14 protein-coding genes are annotated in these 16,450 nt (G+C 72.6%); 5 read left to right on the top strand and 9 right to left on the bottom strand.

Going from position 1 to position 16,450, the window contains the following annotated elements; all coding sequences use genetic code 11:
- Nucleotides 1-59 precede the first annotated feature (59 nt).
- Nucleotides 60-1,370, bottom strand: a complete 1,311-nt coding sequence (locus ACM26Y_RS11040) for a uracil-xanthine permease family protein (RefSeq protein ID WP_416063434.1) — start codon at nt 1,368-1,370, stop codon at nt 60-62.
- Between the two features lie 64 nt (nt 1,371-1,434).
- Nucleotides 1,435-3,120, bottom strand: a complete 1,686-nt coding sequence (gene ptsP, locus ACM26Y_RS11035; RefSeq protein ID WP_416063433.1) for a phosphoenolpyruvate--protein phosphotransferase — start codon at nt 3,118-3,120, stop codon at nt 1,435-1,437.
- Between the two features lie 138 nt (nt 3,121-3,258).
- Between ptsP and ACM26Y_RS11030 the strand changes: the two genes are divergently transcribed.
- Genes ACM26Y_RS11030 through ACM26Y_RS11015 form a run of 4 tightly spaced genes read left to right on the top strand, consistent with a single transcriptional unit; the run spans nt 3,259 to nt 7,422 of the window.
- Entirely contained in the window at nt 3,259-4,026 is a 768-nt protein-coding gene (locus ACM26Y_RS11030) for a DeoR/GlpR family DNA-binding transcription regulator (RefSeq protein WP_416063432.1), read from the top strand.
- Entirely contained in the window at nt 4,023-5,039 is a 1,017-nt protein-coding gene (pfkB, locus tag ACM26Y_RS11025; RefSeq protein ID WP_003935617.1) for a 1-phosphofructokinase, read from the top strand. Before ACM26Y_RS11030 ends, pfkB begins: the two co-directional genes overlap by 4 nt.
- 9 nt (nt 5,040-5,048) lie before the next feature.
- Complete coding sequence (locus ACM26Y_RS11020; RefSeq protein ID WP_371383042.1) at nt 5,049-7,112, top strand: fructose-specific PTS transporter subunit EIIC; 2,064 nt, start codon at nt 5,049-5,051, stop codon at nt 7,110-7,112.
- 52 nt (nt 7,113-7,164) lie between these two features.
- Nucleotides 7,165-7,422, top strand: a complete 258-nt coding sequence (locus ACM26Y_RS11015; RefSeq protein WP_003935619.1) for an HPr family phosphocarrier protein — start codon at nt 7,165-7,167, stop codon at nt 7,420-7,422.
- Between the two features lie 2 nt (nt 7,423-7,424).
- On the opposite strand, the gene ACM26Y_RS11010 is transcribed toward ACM26Y_RS11015, so the two are convergent.
- The 5 genes from ACM26Y_RS11010 to ACM26Y_RS10990 form a co-directional block, all read right to left on the bottom strand.
- Entirely contained in the window at nt 7,425-8,450 is a 1,026-nt protein-coding gene (locus tag ACM26Y_RS11010; RefSeq protein WP_416063431.1) for a hypothetical protein, read from the bottom strand.
- Nucleotides 8,450-9,898, bottom strand: a complete 1,449-nt coding sequence (gene hflX / locus ACM26Y_RS11005; protein WP_003935621.1) for a GTPase HflX — start codon at nt 9,896-9,898, stop codon at nt 8,450-8,452. The genes ACM26Y_RS11010 and hflX overlap by 1 nt, the downstream gene beginning before the upstream one ends.
- Nucleotides 9,899-9,996: 98 nt before the next feature.
- Nucleotides 9,997-10,863, bottom strand: coding sequence for a diaminopimelate epimerase (gene dapF / locus ACM26Y_RS11000; protein WP_371383044.1), 867 nt, complete (start codon nt 10,861-10,863; stop codon nt 9,997-9,999).
- Nucleotides 10,864-10,873: 10 nt separating this feature from the next.
- Complete coding sequence (gene miaA, locus ACM26Y_RS10995) at nt 10,874-11,809, bottom strand: tRNA (adenosine(37)-N6)-dimethylallyltransferase MiaA (protein ID WP_416063430.1); 936 nt, start codon at nt 11,807-11,809, stop codon at nt 10,874-10,876.
- On the bottom strand, nt 11,797-12,513 hold the full coding sequence (locus ACM26Y_RS10990; RefSeq protein ID WP_416063429.1) for a hypothetical protein: 717 nt from the start codon (nt 12,511-12,513) through the stop codon (nt 11,797-11,799). Before ACM26Y_RS10990 ends, miaA begins: the two co-directional genes overlap by 13 nt.
- Nucleotides 12,514-12,664: 151 nt before the next feature.
- On the opposite strand from ACM26Y_RS10990, the gene ACM26Y_RS10985 reads away from it, so the two are divergent.
- Entirely contained in the window at nt 12,665-14,023 is a 1,359-nt protein-coding gene (locus ACM26Y_RS10985) for a DUF349 domain-containing protein (RefSeq protein ID WP_416063428.1), read from the top strand.
- An 80-nt stretch (nt 14,024-14,103) separates the two neighbouring features.
- On the opposite strand, the gene ACM26Y_RS10980 is transcribed toward ACM26Y_RS10985, so the two are convergent.
- Both ACM26Y_RS10980 and miaB read right to left on the bottom strand, forming a co-directional pair.
- Entirely contained in the window at nt 14,104-14,712 is a 609-nt protein-coding gene (locus ACM26Y_RS10980) for a hypothetical protein (RefSeq protein ID WP_040781726.1), read from the bottom strand.
- Nucleotides 14,709-16,256 carry a tRNA (N6-isopentenyl adenosine(37)-C2)-methylthiotransferase MiaB gene (gene miaB / locus ACM26Y_RS10975; RefSeq protein WP_416063658.1) on the bottom strand — a complete coding sequence of 516 codons (1,548 nt, stop codon included), beginning with the start codon at nt 16,254-16,256 and terminating at the stop codon, nt 14,709-14,711. The genes ACM26Y_RS10980 and miaB overlap by 4 nt, the downstream gene beginning before the upstream one ends.
- Nucleotides 16,257-16,450 lie beyond the last annotated feature (194 nt).

Below are 16,450 nucleotides of genomic sequence, written 5' to 3'. Positions count from 1 at the left end.
CGTACGTCACGCTCACGGTAGACATCGGAAGGCCCGTCTGACGCTGACAGGAACGAGCGTTATTTGTGACCGGACGCGCCGGGCGCCGGACGGCGCAGATCCGCCGCCCGGCGCAGGATCGGGTAGGCGACGAGGATGCCGATCGAGCCCCACGCGATGCCGCCGAGCTCGACGGAGCCCACGGTGAGGGTGAGATCGCCGATCCCGGCCACCAGCGCGGCGGCGGCCACCGTGAGGTTGACCGGATCGGTGAAGTCGACATCGGCCTCCATCCAGATCCGCACGCCGAGAATGCCGATCAGGCCGTACAGCACCAGGGTGGCGCCGCCGAGCACCCCGTCGGGGACGGTGAAGACGAGGGCACCGAACTTCGGCGAGAAGGCGAGGACCACGGCGGTTGCGGCGGCCACCCAGTACGCCGCGGTCGAGTACACCCGCGTCGCGACCATCACGCCGATGTTCTCCGCGTAGGTGGTGGTGCCCGACCCGCCTCCGATTCCGGCGAGGGTCGTGGCGAGGCCGTCGGCGAGCAGGGCGTCGCCGGCGACGTCGTCGAGGTTTCGTCCGGTCATGGCCGCCACGGCCTTGACGTGGCCGACGTTCTCGGCGACGAGCACCACCACGACAGGCAGGGCGAGCAGTACGACGGACAACTCGAACGCCGGGGCGCGCAGCTCGGGCAGGCCGAACCACGCGGCGTCACGGAGGGCTGTGACGCGTTCCTCGGCGAGTCCGCCGGTGACGGCGGCGAACACCCAGCCGATGACGACACCGACGAGAATGCCGAGGCGACCGAGGAGGCCGGGGCCGAGCACGGTGACCAGCAGGATGGCGGTCAGCGTGATCGCCGCGACGAGCGGCTGCGCTTCGAAGGACCCGACCGCGACCGGCGCGAGATTCAAGCCGATGAGCGCGACGATCGCGCCGGTCACCACCGGGGGCATCAGTGCGTCGACGACGCGGGATCCCGACGCCTTGACGACGAGCCCGACGAGCCCGAGAGCGAGGCCCACGGCGACGATGCCGCCGAGCTGGGCGGCGGGGCCCGCACCGGCCGAGGCCGTGAGCGGTGCGATGAACGCGAACGACGAGCCGAGGTAGCTGGGTACCCGCCCGCGGGTGATCAGCAGGAACAGGGCAGTGCCGATGCCGGAGAAGAGCAGCGTCGTGGTGACCGGGAAGCCGGTGATCGTCGGCACGAGCAGTGTCGCGCCGAACATGGCGACGACATGCTGCATGCCGATGCCCACGGTGCGGGGCCAGGACAGCCGTTCGTCCGGGGCGACGACCTCGCCGTCGGCAACGCGACGCCCGTCGCCGTGCAGGGTCCAGCCGAATCCGGCCGTCCGCGTCCTCAGTTGTTCCTTCACAACGGGGAATGGTAGGCGTCCCCGGTCCGGTCGCGTCGGTGGCTCCCGGCGCCGATCACGTGCGTCAGGCGAGTACGCGGGCCGCCGCGTCGCGGGCCTCGCCGGGGTCGACGGCGCGAAGGACCTCGTCCGCGGCCTCGCGGCAGCGGTCGAGGGTCACCGCGGCCAGGCGGGACCCGACACCGGCGACGGCCGCGGCGGCACACGACAACGAGGTGACGCCCATGCCGGCCAGGACACAGCCGAGCAACGGGTCTGCGGCCGCCTCCCCGCACACCCCGACTCGCTTGCCGGCGGCGCGTCCGGCGGCGGCGGTGCGGGCGACCAGGGCCAGCACGGCCGGTTGCCACGGGTCGGTGAGGGACGCGAGGTGGGGCGACATGCGGTCCGCGGCCATCGTGTACTGCGCGAGGTCGTTGGTGCCGATCGACAGGAAGTCGACGTGTTCGAGGAGGCGTTCGGCGAGCAGCGCGGCGGCCGGCACCTCCACCATCACCCCGGGCACGAGGTCGCGGGCACGGACGGCGGCGGCGAAGTGCGCGGCCTCGGCGACAGTCGCGATCATCGGTGCCATCACCCAGGGCTCGGTGCTCGTGCGCTCGGCCGCGGCGGCGACGGCGTCGAGCTGCCGGTCGAGCAGACCTTCGGTGGCGGTCGCAATCCGGATACCGCGCAGGCCGAGTGCCGGGTTGTGCTCGTCGGGATGGTTGACGAAGCGCAGCGGTTTGTCGGAGCCCGCGTCGAGGGTCCGCAGGACGACCTTGCGGCCGGCGAAGGCGCCGAACACCTCGGCGTAGATCTCCGCCTGCTCCTCGACGGTCGGCTCGGTTTCCCGGTCCAGGAAGCACAGCTCGGTCCGGAACAGCCCGACCCCCTCTGCGGGGGTCGCGCGGGCCGCGCGGGCACCGGCACCGTCCTGGACGTTCGCGAGGATCTCGACGCGATGCCCGTCCTCGGTGGTGCCCGGACCGGCCCACGACGCGACGCGCGCCTGCTCGCTGCGGTCCGCGGCGACGGCGGCCGCTGCCTCGTCGGGGTCGGGGTCGAGGCGGAGCTCACCGGCAGCGCCGTCGAGCAGGACGCGGGTGCCGGCGGGGACGGTGTCGAGGTCGGCCGCCGCGACCACGCAGGGGATACCGAGCTGGCGGGCGATGATCGCGGTGTGGCTGGTGGGCCCGCCGAGGGTGGTGGCGAGTCCGATCACCCGGGTCGGATCGAGGCCCGCGGTGTCGGCGGGGGCGAGATCCTCCGCGAGCAGGATGGACGGCTCGTCGGGCAGGTCGAGACCCGGTTCCGGATGGCCGGCGAGTTCGGCGATCACCCGGTCGCGGATGTCGAGAAGATCGGTGACGCGCTCGGCCATCAGCCCGCCGAGCTTGGTGAACATGTCGGCGAACTGATCGGTGGCGCCGACCGCGGCCTCGATCGCGCCGGCTCCGTTGCGGATCTTCGCGGCGACGGCGCCGAGCCACCCGCGGTCCTCGGCGAGCTGGGCGTTGGCGAGCAGGACCTCGGCGGCGGCGCCCGAGGCCCGGCCGGCGCGACCGCGCAGCCGATCCGCGACCGCGGCGGCAGCCACCCGGAAGCGCTCGGCCTCGGCGTCGCGCGCGGTGTCCGGGATGCGCTCGAACGTGGTGGGAATCTGCGGCCGCGGCGCGGGGCGTACGACCGGCCCGTAGGCAACCCCGGGCACGACCGGCGTGCCCCGCACGATCGAGATCGCCGCCGCTGCGGGGATCACCTTCTCCATGTCTCCTCCTCGCCGCCCGGTGTGTCGGGATGTGCGTCCGGGGTAACTCTGTGATCGAGATTACTCCGAACCATTGACATGTCAACACATACGGGCGTAAAACAACATGAAACAACATTCAGCAGCAAGGAGCCCGGTGTGTACGCGGAGGAACGGCAGCAGGCGATAGCCGAGCTGATCGGCCGACGGGGACGGATGTCCGTCGCCGATCTCGCGACCCGTTTCCGCGTCACCACCGAGACCGTCCGCCGGGATCTGGCCCTGCTCGAACGGCTCGGACATGTGCGCCGCGTGCACGGCGGCGCAATCCCCACCGCCGCACTCACCGTCACCGAGCCCGCGCTGAACGAGCGCGAGCACACCCACGCCGCACAGAAGGACCGGATCGCGGCCGCGGCAGCCCGGTACCTCCCCGCCGCCGGCGGCAGCGTGGTGTTCGACGCCGGCACCACCACCGGCCGCCTGGTGGCGGCCCTGCCCGCCGACGTCGACCTCGAGGTGGTCACCAACTCGGTTCCCATCGCCGCACGGCTCGCCGGCCTCGGATCGGTGCATCTGCACATGCTCGGCGGCCGGGTCCGCGGGATCACGCAGGCCACGGTCGGCGAGGACGCGCTGCGGTTCCTCCGCGCGCTGCACGTCGACGTCGCCTTCATCGGCACGAACGCGTTCAGCGTCGGCCACGGCCTGTCCACTCCCGACCCGGACGAGGCCGCCGTAAAACGTGCGATGGTGCGCTGCGCCGACCGGGTCGTGGTCCTCGCCGACTCCTCCAAGATCGGCCGACAGCACCTCATCAGCTTCGCCCCGGTCGACGCCGTGGACGTGCTCGTCACCGACACCGAGATCGACGACACCGACTGCAAAGAGCTCACCGACAACGGAATCGAGGTGGTGACGGCATGATCGTCACGCTGACCGCCAACCCCAGCCTGGACCGGACGGTCGCGCTGACCGGCCCGCTCGTCCGCGGTGCCGTGCACCGCGCCGCCGCCACCCGCGTGGACCCGGGCGGCAAGGGCGTCAACGTCGCCCGGGTGCTCCGCGCGGCCGGACGACCGGTCCTGGCCGTCCTGCCGGGAAACACCGGCGACCCGTTGCTCACCGCACTCGACGACCACGGCATCGGCTACCGCGCCGTGCCGACCGGGGGTCCCGCCCGCAGCAACATCACCGTCGCCGAGCCCGACGGCACCACCACCAAACTCAACGAACCCGGGCCCGCGTACACCGACGGCACACTGGAGTCGCTGCGCCACACCGTCGTCGACACCGCCGCCGCCGCTCACTGGCTGGTGATGTCCGGATCTCTTCCGCCCGGCGTGCCCGCCGACTGGTACGCCGACCTCGTCCGCTCCGTTCGTGCCGCCGTAGACGGGTCGGCCTGCCGAATCGCCGTGGACACCTCCGAGGCTCCCCTGCTGTCGCTCGCGGCCGGGTTCCCGGATGCCGCACCCGATCTGCTCAAGCCGAACTCGGACGAGCTCGCGCAACTCACCGGCGCGGACGCCACCACCCTGGAATCCGCGGCGGCCGCCGGTGACACCGGACCCGTCGTCACCGCGGGACGCCGGCTCGTCGAACGTGGCGTGGGGGCGGTACTGGCCACACTCGGTGCGGCCGGCGCGGTCCTGGTCACCGCCGACGGTGCCTGGCACGCCGTACCCGGCCCCGTCACCGCCCGCAGCACCGTCGGCGCCGGCGACTCCTCCCTCGCCGGATATCTCGTCGCGGAGCTGGCCGGACTCGATCCCGCCGAGCGGCTCCGCCACGCTGTCGCATACGGCTCGGCAGCCGTGGCCCTCCCCGGCACCACGCTGCCCGGACCCGACGACGTCGACACCGGCGCCGTCGAGGTCACCCCGATCCGTCCCCGCCCCCTCGGCACCCCCTCCCCGGCCCTCCCTCACCACCAGTAAGGACACGCCATGCCAGACCTCGCCTCCGGCCCCGCCTCCGGGCCCGCGATCATCGACGACGGCCTGATCGCACTCGACGCAGACCTCGGCGCCGACAAGGAGTCGGTCATCGCCGCGCTGGCCGCGCGGCTCGCCGACGCCGGCCGCGCCACCGACGCGGCGGCACTGACGGCCGCCGCCCTGGACCGGGAGGCCAAGTCGGCCACCGGCCTGCCGGGTGGGATCGCCATCCCGCACTGCCGCGCGGACGCCGTCGTCACCGCATCGCTCGGCTTCGCGCGGCTGTCCCCCAAGGTGGACTTCGGCGCCCCGGACGGACCCGCGGACCTCGTGTTCCTGATCGCCGCCCCGGAAGGGGGCGGTGCCGAGCACATGAAGCTGCTCTCGTCGCTCGCCCGGGCGCTCGTGCGGCCGGACTTCGTCGGGTCGCTGCGCGAGGCCGCCACTGCCGCGGACGTGATCGCGCTGGTCGAAGGAGTGCTGCCGAAGCCCGCGCCGACCACCACTGCGGCTGCCGATGCGGCGGCCGAACCTGCCCCACCCGTTCCCGTCACCGAACCCACGCCGGCCCCCGCGACCGCCGAGCGCACCATCGTCGCTGTCACTGCCTGCCCGACGGGGATCGCCCACACCTACATGGCCGCCGATGCCCTCAAGGCCGCGGGTGAGCGTGCCGGGGTCACGGTGCGGGTCGAGACCCAGGGCTCGAGCGGCAGCACCCCGCTGCCGGCGTCCGTGATCGCCGGCGCCGACGCCGTCATCTTCGCCACGGACGTCGGTGTGAAGAACCGGGAACGGTTCGCGGGCAAACCGGTCATCGCCTCGGGCGTCAAACGAGCCATCAACGAGCCCGACGTGATGGTCGCCGAGGCCGTCCGCGCGGCGAAGGATCCATCCGCGAGTACCGTCGACGCGGCCGCCGCCGCTGCTGCCGCCGCCGCCGAACCCTCCTCCGGCGAGGTGGGCTGGGGGATCCGGCTGCGGCAGATCCTGCTGACCGGCGTGAGCTACATGATTCCGTTCGTCGCCGCGGGCGGCCTGCTCATCGCCCTCGGCTTCCTGCTCGGCGGATACGAGATCACCGACTCCGCCGCCGACATCGTGGTGAACAACTCGCTCGCCGACCTGCCGGCCGGTGGCCTGCCCACCTACCTCGGCGCCGTGCTCTTCCAGCTCGGCTCGCTCGCGTTCTCGTTCCTGGTACCCGCACTGGCCGGCTACATCGCCTTCGCCATCGCCGACCGGCCCGGCCTGGCACCCGGCTTCACCGCCGGTGCGGTGGCCGTGTTCGTCGGCGCCGGATTCATCGGCGGCCTCGTCGGCGGCATAATCGCCGGTTTCGCCGCGCTGTGGGTCGGTCGCATCCCCGTCCCGGTGTGGGCCCGCGGCCTGATGCCGGTGGTGATCATCCCGCTGTTCGCGACCCTCGCTGTCGGCGCCCTGATGTTCCTCGTCCTCGGCAAGCCCCTCGCCGCGATCACCTCGGGCCTGACGAACTGGCTCAACGGCCTGTCCGGGACCTCGGTCGTCATCCTGGGCGTGATCCTCGGCCTGATGATGTGTTTCGACCTCGGCGGCCCGGTCAACAAGGCCGCCTACGCTTTCGCCGTCGCCGGGCTCGACGTCTCGAACAACGCCTCGCTGCAGATCATGGCGGCCGTGATGGCCGCCGGTATGGTGCCGCCGCTGGCGATGGCGCTGTCGTCGACTCTGCGGCCGGGAATCTACAGCACCGCCGAGCGGGAGAACGGCAAGGCCGCCTGGCTGCTCGGCGCCTCGTTCATCTCCGAGGGAGCGATCCCGTTCGCGGCGGCGGACCCGCTTCGGGTGATCCCGTCCATGATGGCCGGCGGCGCCGTCACCGGTGCGATCGTGATGGCCACCGGGACAACCCTCAGCGCCCCGCACGGCGGCATCTTCGTGTTCTTCGCCATCGGCAACCTGCTGTGGTTCCTCGTCGCCCTCGCCGCCGGCACCGTCGTGGGTGCGCTCTGCGTGACCCTGGCCAAGGAGGTGCACCGACCCGCCCACCTGCGCAGCAGCGACACCGCGGCCCAGCCCGCCGTCGCCTGATCCGACGTCGCCCGATCCGATCGACGACCGTCCCTACCCCGAAGGAGTTCTCATGCCCAGCACCACCGTCACCGTCGGCTCGTCCATCGGCCTGCATGCGCGGCCGGCCGGGATCATCGCCGAAGCCGTGGTCGCCTCCGGCGTCCCGGTGACCCTCGCCGTGGACGGCGGCGAACCCGTCGACGCGGGCTCGGCGCTGCTCGTCATGACGCTCGGCGCCACCCAGGGCACCGAGGTCACCGTCACCAGCGACGACGCCGACGTGCTCGCCCGCATCGCCGAGCTGGTGGCCGCGGACCTCGACGCCTGACCTCAGCCCCGGCGCCGGCGCGAGGACCGTCGCCACAGCCCGCCGGCAGCGGCGGCGACCACCACGATGCCCGCGGCGATCGCCGCGGGCATCGCGCCCTGCGGGGTCTGCGCCGGCTCCGGCGCGGCCGCGGGCCGGAAGAGGGTCACCACATCACGCCACACCCGCACCGCCGGCAGGGCACCCCCGGCGGATTCGGACGCGGTCAGCAGATCCCCGGCCGCGGTGAAGGCCACCGCCTCGCCCTGGGGTTCGCCGGGCACCGGCACCCGCAGGGACGGTCCCGCCGCGAGCGCCGCCACGACGTCGCCGTCGGGAGCGTGGAAGAGGTGGACGTCGGTGTACGTGCGCACAGCGGCGACGGTGCCGTCGGGACCGACCGCGCCACCGGTGACCAGCGTGGAGGACGCCCCGCCGACGGGTCCGCCGGGGGTGTCCGTGGGACCGAGGGTGAGGGTCCCGATGCGTTCGAGAGGGACCGGCCCCGGCTCCGGCAGCTCGTCCACGCTCCGTCCGCCGGCCGGCCGGTAGATGCCGGCGCTGCCGAACAGGGGCTTGGAGACGATCAGCGGCACCCCGTCGCGGGGCAGGAGCAGCGTCTCCGCATCGCGCGGACCGTCGGGGTAGGTGAGGCGGTGCAGACTCCCCGCGCCGGTATCCGGGTCGACCGAGATCAACGCGACGGTCTCGCGGGCGGCGCGATTGTCGCCGATGTCGCCGAGCCAGAGCCGGCCGTCCGGACCCGCGGCGAGGTCCTCCACGTCGTACGGGTCGACGGCCGGCGGGATGCGCCGCAGCACCGCGCAGTCGTCCCCCAGCTCGAAGACGGCCTCGTCGGCGCCGGCGTCCGGCACCGCGAACAGCCGCCCCCCGGCGACGGCCAGGCCCGAGAGTTCCGCGAGGGCAGGGTCGGTGGGAGTGCACAGCACACCCCCGTCGACCTCGGCGGCCGGGGCCGTCGTGGTCTGTGCCGTGGCGACCGGCGCCGACACCGCCGCGACCGCCAGAGCGACGAGGGCGCCGCGCACTAGGCGGCGTACTCGACCAGGGCCGACGCGAGGGCCAGCGGCACGCGGGCGTGTACGCGCGTACCGTCCACCTCGTGCGCGGAGGTCAGGACCTGCCCGTCCGAGTGGATCCGCGCGAGCAGGTCGCCCCGGGTGTACGGCAGCAGCACCTTCACCTCGACGTCCGGGTGTTCGAGCAGCGCAGCGAGGTGCTCGCGCAGGTCGTCGAGTCCCGCACCGCTGCGCGCCGAGACGAATACCGCGTCGGGGAGCAGGGCACGTAGTTCGGTGATGGTCAACGGGTCTGCGGCGTCGACCTTGTTCACCACGATCAGCTCGGGCGGCGGCGGCGCGTCGGACTCGCGCAGCACGTCGGTGATCACCTCGCGCACCGCCTTGATCTGGTCGGTCGGCAGCGGGTCGGACCCGTCGACGACGTGCAGCAGCAGGTCCGCGTCCGTGACCTCCTCGAGGGTCGAACGGAACGCCTCGACGAGCTGGGTCGGCAGGTGCCGCACGAACCCGACGGTGTCGGTGAGCACGTACTCGCGCCCGTCCGGGAGTTCGGCGCGGCGGGTGGTCGGATCGAGCGTCGCGAACAACGCGTTCTGCACCAGCACTCCGGAACCGGTGAGCTTGTTGAGCAGGCTCGATTTGCCGGCATTGGTGTAGCCGACGATCGCGACCGAAGGAATGCGGTTGCGCATCCGCCGGGTGCGCTTGGTGTCCCGAACGGACTTCATCGCCTTGATCTCGCGGCGCAGCTTGGCCATCCGCTCGCGGATACGGCGACGGTCCGTCTCGATCTTCGTCTCACCGGGACCACGCAGACCCACGCCCCCGTTGCTGCCGGCACGGCCGCCGGCCTGCCGCGACATCGATTCGCCCCACCCGCGCAGCCGCGGCAGCATGTACTCCATCTGCGCGAGCGACACCTGTGCCTTGCCCTCGCGGGAGGTCGCATGCTGGGCGAAGATGTCGAGGATCAGCGCGGTGCGGTCGATGACCTTGACCTTGACGATCTTCTCCAGGGCGGTCAGCTGCGCGGGGGTGAGCTCGCCGTCGCAGATGACGGTGTCGGCGCCGGTCGCCAGAACCACCTGGCGCAGTTCCTCGGCCTTGCCGGAACCGATGTAGGTCGCGGCGTCGGGACGGTCCCGGCGCTGGATCAGGCCCTCGAGCACCTGGGAACCGGCGGTCTCGGCCAGGGCGGCGAGCTCGGCGAGACTCGCCTCGGCCTGGACCGCGGTGCCTCCGGTCCAGACCCCGACGAGCACGACCCGCTCGAGGCGCAGCTGCCGGTATTCGACCTCGGTGATGTCCTCGAGTTCGGTGGACAACCCGGCGACGCGGCGCAGGGCGCTGCGGTCCTCGAGTTGCATCTCGCCGACCGACGGGTCGGCGGCGGCCCAGCCGGGGACACGGTCCGTGTCGTCGGTGGCCGATTCGTTTCGTGGTGTGTTCGTCATACACGACCATCGTCCCACTTCGGGCGCGCCGACGCATGCGACTTTCCGGGTGTCCGCGCAGGGCGAAACCCGGCGACGTCGCGGTGTCGCAGTGACAGTCAGCCCAGACCGTCCCACCAGTGGTCGCCGATCGTGCCCGATGCGACCAGCACCGAGGGGCCGCGCAGCGCGGCCCGGCCGTCCTCGATGCGCACCTGCACCGCCCCACCGGGGACGTGCACCCGGACGGTTCCGGAGTCGGCACCGTCGAAGCGCAACGCCGCTGCGGCGGCCGCGACCGTGCCGGTGCCGCAGGACCGGGTCTCCCCCACGCCCCGCTCGTACACCCGCATGTCCACCGCGCCCGCGGCGATCGGCGTGAGGAACTCGATGTTGACGCCCTGGGGAAAGAAACCGGGGTCGAAACCCGGACCGGACAGGTCCAGGGCCGCCAGGGTCGCCGCGGTCAGGTGCGGATCGACGCAGGCCAGATGGGGGTTCCCGACGTCGATGCCCAGACCGCGGTACACCCGGCCCTCGATGGTGGCGGTCGACTCGCCCAGCTCGCGCACCACGCCCATGTCGACGGTGACCTCGCCGTGCGTCGCGTCGGCGCTGTGCACCTGCACCGGCTTGCCGCCGGCGCGACTGCCGACGACGAACGCGTCGCGGGATTCCAACCCGCCGGCCGTGACGAAGTGGGCGAACACCCGCACTCCGTTGCCGCACATCTCCGCGATCGACCCGTCGGCGTTGCGATAGTCCATGAACCAGTCGTCGGCGGCCGTCCCCTCCGGCAGCGCGGGCAGGACCCCGGCGTCGACCAGCGCCCCCGCCCGCGCGACGCGCAGGACGCCGTCGGCGCCGAGACCGCGACGACGGTCGCACAACGCCGCCACCCGCTTCGGCTCGAGGGAGATCCGCACCTCCGGATCGGGAAGGATCACGAAATCGTTCTCGGTGCCGTGGCCCTTGCTGAAGTCCATGCCCGCCACCTTATCGACGGTCCGCCCCGGCGAGAACTCGAAGCGCCACGTCCCGCAGCCCGGGATCCGCGCCGTCGATCCAGTGCACCCGCGGGTCCCGGCGGAACCACGAGCGCTGCCGGCGCACATAGCGCCGGGTCCCGATGAAGGTGCGTTCTCGCGCGTGTGCGAGGTCGCAGTCCCCGGCCAGGTACTCGAGCACCTGCGCGTACCCGATCGCCCGGCGGGCCGTGACACCCTCGCGCAGCCCCTGGTCGCACAGGGCCGCGACCTCGTCGACCAGTCCCTGCTCGAACATCCGGTCCGTGCGCCGCGCGATCCGGTCGTCGAGCGCCACGGTGTCCCGGTCCACCCCGATCACGACCGTCCCCCATCGGGGTTCGCCGATCTGCGGCTGCGACGCCGCGAACGGCGCCCCGGTGAGCTCGACCACCTCGAGTGCGCGAACCATGCGGCGGCCGTCGGTGGGCAGAATCGTCGCCGCGGCCACCGGGTCGGCCCGGCGCAGCGCGTCGTGCACCGCGCCCACCCCCTCGTCGGCGAGCAGCGCCTCCCACTTGGCCCGGACCTGCGGATCCGTGGCGGGGAACTGCCACTCGTCCAGGAGCGCCTGGACGTACATCATCGAGCCGCCGACGATGATCGGCACGGCGCCCCGCGCCCGGATCGCCTCGACGTCGGCGGTCGCGGCCTGCTGGTACCGGGCGACCGTGGCGGTCTCGGTGACATCGAGGACGTCGAGCTGATGATGGGCGATGCCGCGACGCTCGCCGACGGCCAGCTTGGCGGTGCCGATGTCCATGCCGCGGTACTGCTGCATGGCGTCGATGTTAACGATCTCCCCGCCGAGTTCCTCGGCGAGATCCAGGCCCAGGTCGGACTTTCCGGTGGCCGTCGGGCCGACGACGGCGACCGGGCGGATGGAGTAGGCGCTCACGGCCGCCACATCCCCACGTGGTATCCGACCCCGTACGGTGCGCTGCAGTGGGTCGTGGCGGCCGACGCCGGTCCGTCGGGACCGAACACGGCGGCCAGCACCTGCCAGGCCGCGCGGCCGTCGCAGACCGTCTCGGCGCACAGTGCCGGGTCGAGCGCGGCGAGGGCGGCGACGTCGCCGACCGCCAGGGCGACGCCGAGCGCCTCGTCCAGGTTCTGCGCCTCCGGATGGTAGGCGCCGGGGGCCTTCGCGGTGAGCGTGGCGGGGCCGTCGGCCACCACGAGCAGCGCCGTCGGGGTGCGGTCCGCGTCCAGGGTGCTGCGCAGCCGTCGCCCGAGCCGGGCGCAGTCCTGCGGGCTCGTCCCGGCCGGCACGACGTGCGTGGTGGCGCGCACGACCGGCGCCGTCCGGTCGCGCAGCCAGCCTGCGATGAGCGCCGGCAACGGCAGCTGCGGATCGGGGGTCCCCGTGGCCGCCGGCCCGAGCGCGACGACCAGGTCGACGCCGAAGCCACGGAACGTTCCGACGGCCGTGTCCGGAACGTCCGACGCGTCCGTGCCCGCACCGACGACGACCCACCGCGCGGCGGCACGCAGTTCCGCCCCGACGGCGAGCACGGCGGCGCGCAGGTCGGCGGTCTCGGTGGCCGCGGAGCCGGTCAGCTCGGGAACGAGCAGGGGTGGGGACGGCACGAACGCCGCGGCGATCAACACACGGGCCACCGTAGTCGACCCGACCCGCCGCCTCGCGGCCGTGCGACCTGTTTCAATAGTGGGCGGGCGTGGTCTCGGAGCGACCTCCGCGGCCCGACCACGCGAACCAGTGCGACCAGGCAGCCGTGCCGCGCGGCAGAGATGAGGACCGATGACCGACCCGAACGCAACCCAGGAATCCCGCGCTCCGAAGCCGGGCGCCCCCAAACCGGGTCGGCAGCGGCCGGCCGCCGAGACCTCCGCTCCCAAACCACACCCGGCCGCTCATCCCCACCCGCAGCCCACCGTTCCGGCCAGCGATCCGAGCCGGTGGGGCCGCGTCGACGAGGACGGCACGGCGTGGGTGAAGACCGCCGGGGGCGAGCGGTGCATCGGGTCCTGGCAGGCGGGCGATGCCGCCGAAGGTCTGGCTCACTTCGGCCGCCGGTACGACGACCTTGCGACCGAGGTGGCGATCCTCGAGTCGCGTCTGAGTTCGGGCACCGGCGATGCGAAGAAGACCCGGGCGGCCGCCCAGTCGCTCGCCGAGTCCCTTCCCACCGCCGCCGTGATCGGTGACCTCGACACCCTCGCCGCACGGCTTGCGGCGATCGTGGCGGACTCCGAGAAGGCGGCCGTCGCCGCGAAGCAGGAGAAGGAGCACCAGCGGGCAGCGGCCACCGCCCGTAAGGAGGCGCTCGCGGCGGAGGCCGAGCAGATCGGCGCCGAGTCGACGCAGTGGAAGGCCGCCGGTGACCGGTTGCGCGAAATCCTCGAGGAGTGGAAGACGATCCGCGGCGTGGACCGCAAGGTCGACGACGCCCTGTGGCGGCGCTATTCGAAGGCCCGGGAGGCGTTCAACCGCCGGCGGGGCGCGCACTTCGCCGAACTGGACCGTGAGCGTGCCGCGGCCCGGACCCGCAAGGAGGAACTCGTGGCGCGGGCCGAGGAACTGCAGGACTCGACGGACTGGGGCGCGACGGCGGCCGCCTTCCGTGAACTGCTGGCGGAGTGGAAGGCGGCCGGCCGCGCCCCGCGCGAGGCCGACGATCAGCTGTGGAAGCGGTTCAAGGGCGCCCAGGACGTGTTCTTCGCCGCCCGCAACGCCGCCGCCTCGGAGCGGGACGCCGAGTTCGAGGAGAACGCACGGGCGAAGGAGGCGCTGCTGCAGTCGGCGGCGTCGATCGATCCGTCGGCGGACATCGACGCCGCCCGGGCCCGGCTTCGCGAACTGCAGGACCGGTGGGAGGAGATCGGCAAGGTCCCGCGGGAACGCATGCACGACCTCGAGGGCCGGCTGCGGGCGATCGAGAAGCGGGTCCGCGAGGCCGCCGAGTCCGAGTGGCGGCGTACCGACCCGGAGGCACTGGCCCGGGCCGCCCAGTTCCGGGAGCGTGTGCGCCAGTTCGAGGAGCAGGCGGCCAAGGCCACCGCGGCGGGCCGCCCGAAGGACGCCGAGAGCGCGCTCGCGCAGGCGCAGCAGTGGCGGGAATGGGCCGACGCCGCGGAGGGCGCCGTCGGGGAGCGGTGAACCCCGGACACGACTGAACCCCGGACACGACGGTGCCCCGGCTCGTTCGAGCCGGGGCACCGTCGGATGCCGGGGGACGGTCAGTCGTCGAGCAGGCCCTTGTTCTCCTGCCGGGCCGCCGCGTCACGCAGTTCCGCCTCGGCGGCGAGCTGGAGCGAAGTGCGCGTCCACACCACCTTCGCCCAGTGGAAGGTGAGCACCATGAGGGCGAACCAGCCCAGGATCAGCCCGATGCCCGGTCCTGCTCCCTGGTCGCCGACGGGCAGGGTCTGCCTCGTCCAGATCGAGAGCATGCCGAACACGATCGACACCGCGGAGCCGGCCAGCGCCAGCCACGCCAGCACCCATCGGCGGGTGACGAGCGCCAGGATGGCGAAGATCGCGCCGAAGACCAGGGCGAGCCACACGAAGATGCGGGACGGCAGGGCGATGGACTCGGCGGTCGCATCGGGGGCGAAGGACAGCACCTCCCACGCGTTCGCTGCCCCGGCGTGGGGCAGGCTGAACGAGCCGAGCAGCACGAGCACCGCGACCGCGACGACGAGCGCCCGGGCGCCCGGGTCGATCTCACCGGCGATCTTGCGTTCGGCCGCTTCGAGGTCGGCACGGACTTCGTCCATCGGATCCCTTCCGTCGTTCCCGGCGCCGTCGCCGGGGGTTCTACCCTCGTCGGGGCCGCCCGCCGTCATGCGCCGCATCCCGTCGGGGCCGGCAGCGGTTCGGGCGCACCGATCTGCGGGAGGCCGAGCCCGACACCGATGGGCGGTGTCTTGGGTGTGCGGCCCTGCTCGAACCGGTCGCCCGCGCGGGTGCGCCGGTGGGTCAGGATCGGGGTGTCCGCGACGAGATGATGGGGAGCCGCGTCGCTGACGACGACGGTGACGATGTCCCCGGGGCGGACCGCACGGTCGACGTTCCCCGCGGGCCGGAAGTGTACGAGCCGGCCGTCACGGGCGCGACCGCTCATGCGGGCGGTCTCGGCGTCCTTGCGGCCTTCCCCGGCGGCGACGAGCAGTTCGACCTCCGTACCCACGAGTGCGCGGTTTCCCTCGAGGGCGATCCGCTCCTGCAGAGCGATGAGCCGTTCGTACCGTTCCTGGACCACGGCCTTGGGCAGCTGGCCGTCCATCTCCGCGGCGGGGGTGCCGGGGCGCTTGGAGTACTGGAACGTGAAGGCGCTGGTGAATCGGGCCTTCTCGACGACGTCGAGGGTTTCCTGGAAGTCGTCCTCGGTCTCGCCGGGGAATCCGACGATGATGTCGGTGGTGATCGCCGCGTGCGGCATGGCCGCACGCACCTTCTCGATGATCCCGAGGAACCGCTCCTTGCGGTACGACCGTCGCATTGCGCGCAGGACGCGGTCCGAACCCGACTGCAGCGGCATGTGCAGCTGCGGGCACACGTTGGGGGTCTCGGCCATCGCCTCGATGACGTCGTCGGTGAACTCCGCGGGGTGCGGGGAGGTGAACCGGACCCGTTCGAGGCCCTCGATGTCGCCGCACGCGCGCAGCAGCGCGGCGAACGCGCCGCGGTCACGGGGCTGTTCGGGGTCCGCGAACGAGCGGCCGTAGGAGTTGACGTTCTGCCCGAGCAGAGTCACCTCGAGCACACCTTCGTCGACGAGCGCACGGACCTCGGCGAGGATGTCACCGGGCCGGCGGTCCACCTCCTTGCCACGCAGCGACGGGACGATGCAGAAGGTGCAGGTGTTGTTGCAGCCGACGGAGATCGACACCCACCCGGCGTAGCTGGACTCGCGTCGGGCGGGCAGGGTCGAGGGGAACGCCTCGAGGGATTCGAGGATCTCCACTTCGGCGCGGCGGTTGTGCCGGGCACGGTCGAGCAGTGCCGGCAGACTGCCGATGTTGTGCGTGCCGAACACGACGTCGACCCACGGCGCCCTCTTCACGACGACCTCGCGGTCCTTCTGGGCGAGGCACCCGCCGACGGCGATCTGCATGTTCGGATTGGCGTCCTTGACCGGCCGCAGATGGCTCAGGTTGCCGTAGAGCTTGTTGTCGGCATTCTCACGTACCGCGCAGGTGTTGAAGACCACGAGGTCGGCGGCCGCACCCGGCCCGGCCTTGACGAATCCGGAGTCCTCGAGCAAGCCGGACAGGCGCTCGGAGTCGTGCACGTTCATCTGGCAGCCATAGGTGCGCACCTCGTAGGTGCGGGCGCCGGCCTCGACGGTCGCGTCGAGGGCGGCCGGGGCGCTGGGTTCACGGTCGATCGATGACACGTCTCAGCCTAGCTCACGGGCCGGGCCGGGCCCGAAATGGGCCGAGGGAAACAACGCCAAGGGAAACAACTTAGTCCATCGCCGGTCGCCGCGGGGCGAACCGGCTCCGGTCTTTCGGCGCCGACCGTAAATTTTCCATTACGCAGTCCGAACTCGGCTTCCGAAAGTTGCTGCACGGCGGCACG

The organism is Rhodococcus indonesiensis (assembly GCF_047782815.1).
GTDB lineage: Bacteria > Actinomycetota > Actinomycetes > Mycobacteriales > Mycobacteriaceae > Rhodococcus > Rhodococcus indonesiensis.
The sequence above is the reverse complement of the archived record's forward strand: the minus strand, read 5'-3'. Positions and strand labels throughout refer to the sequence as shown.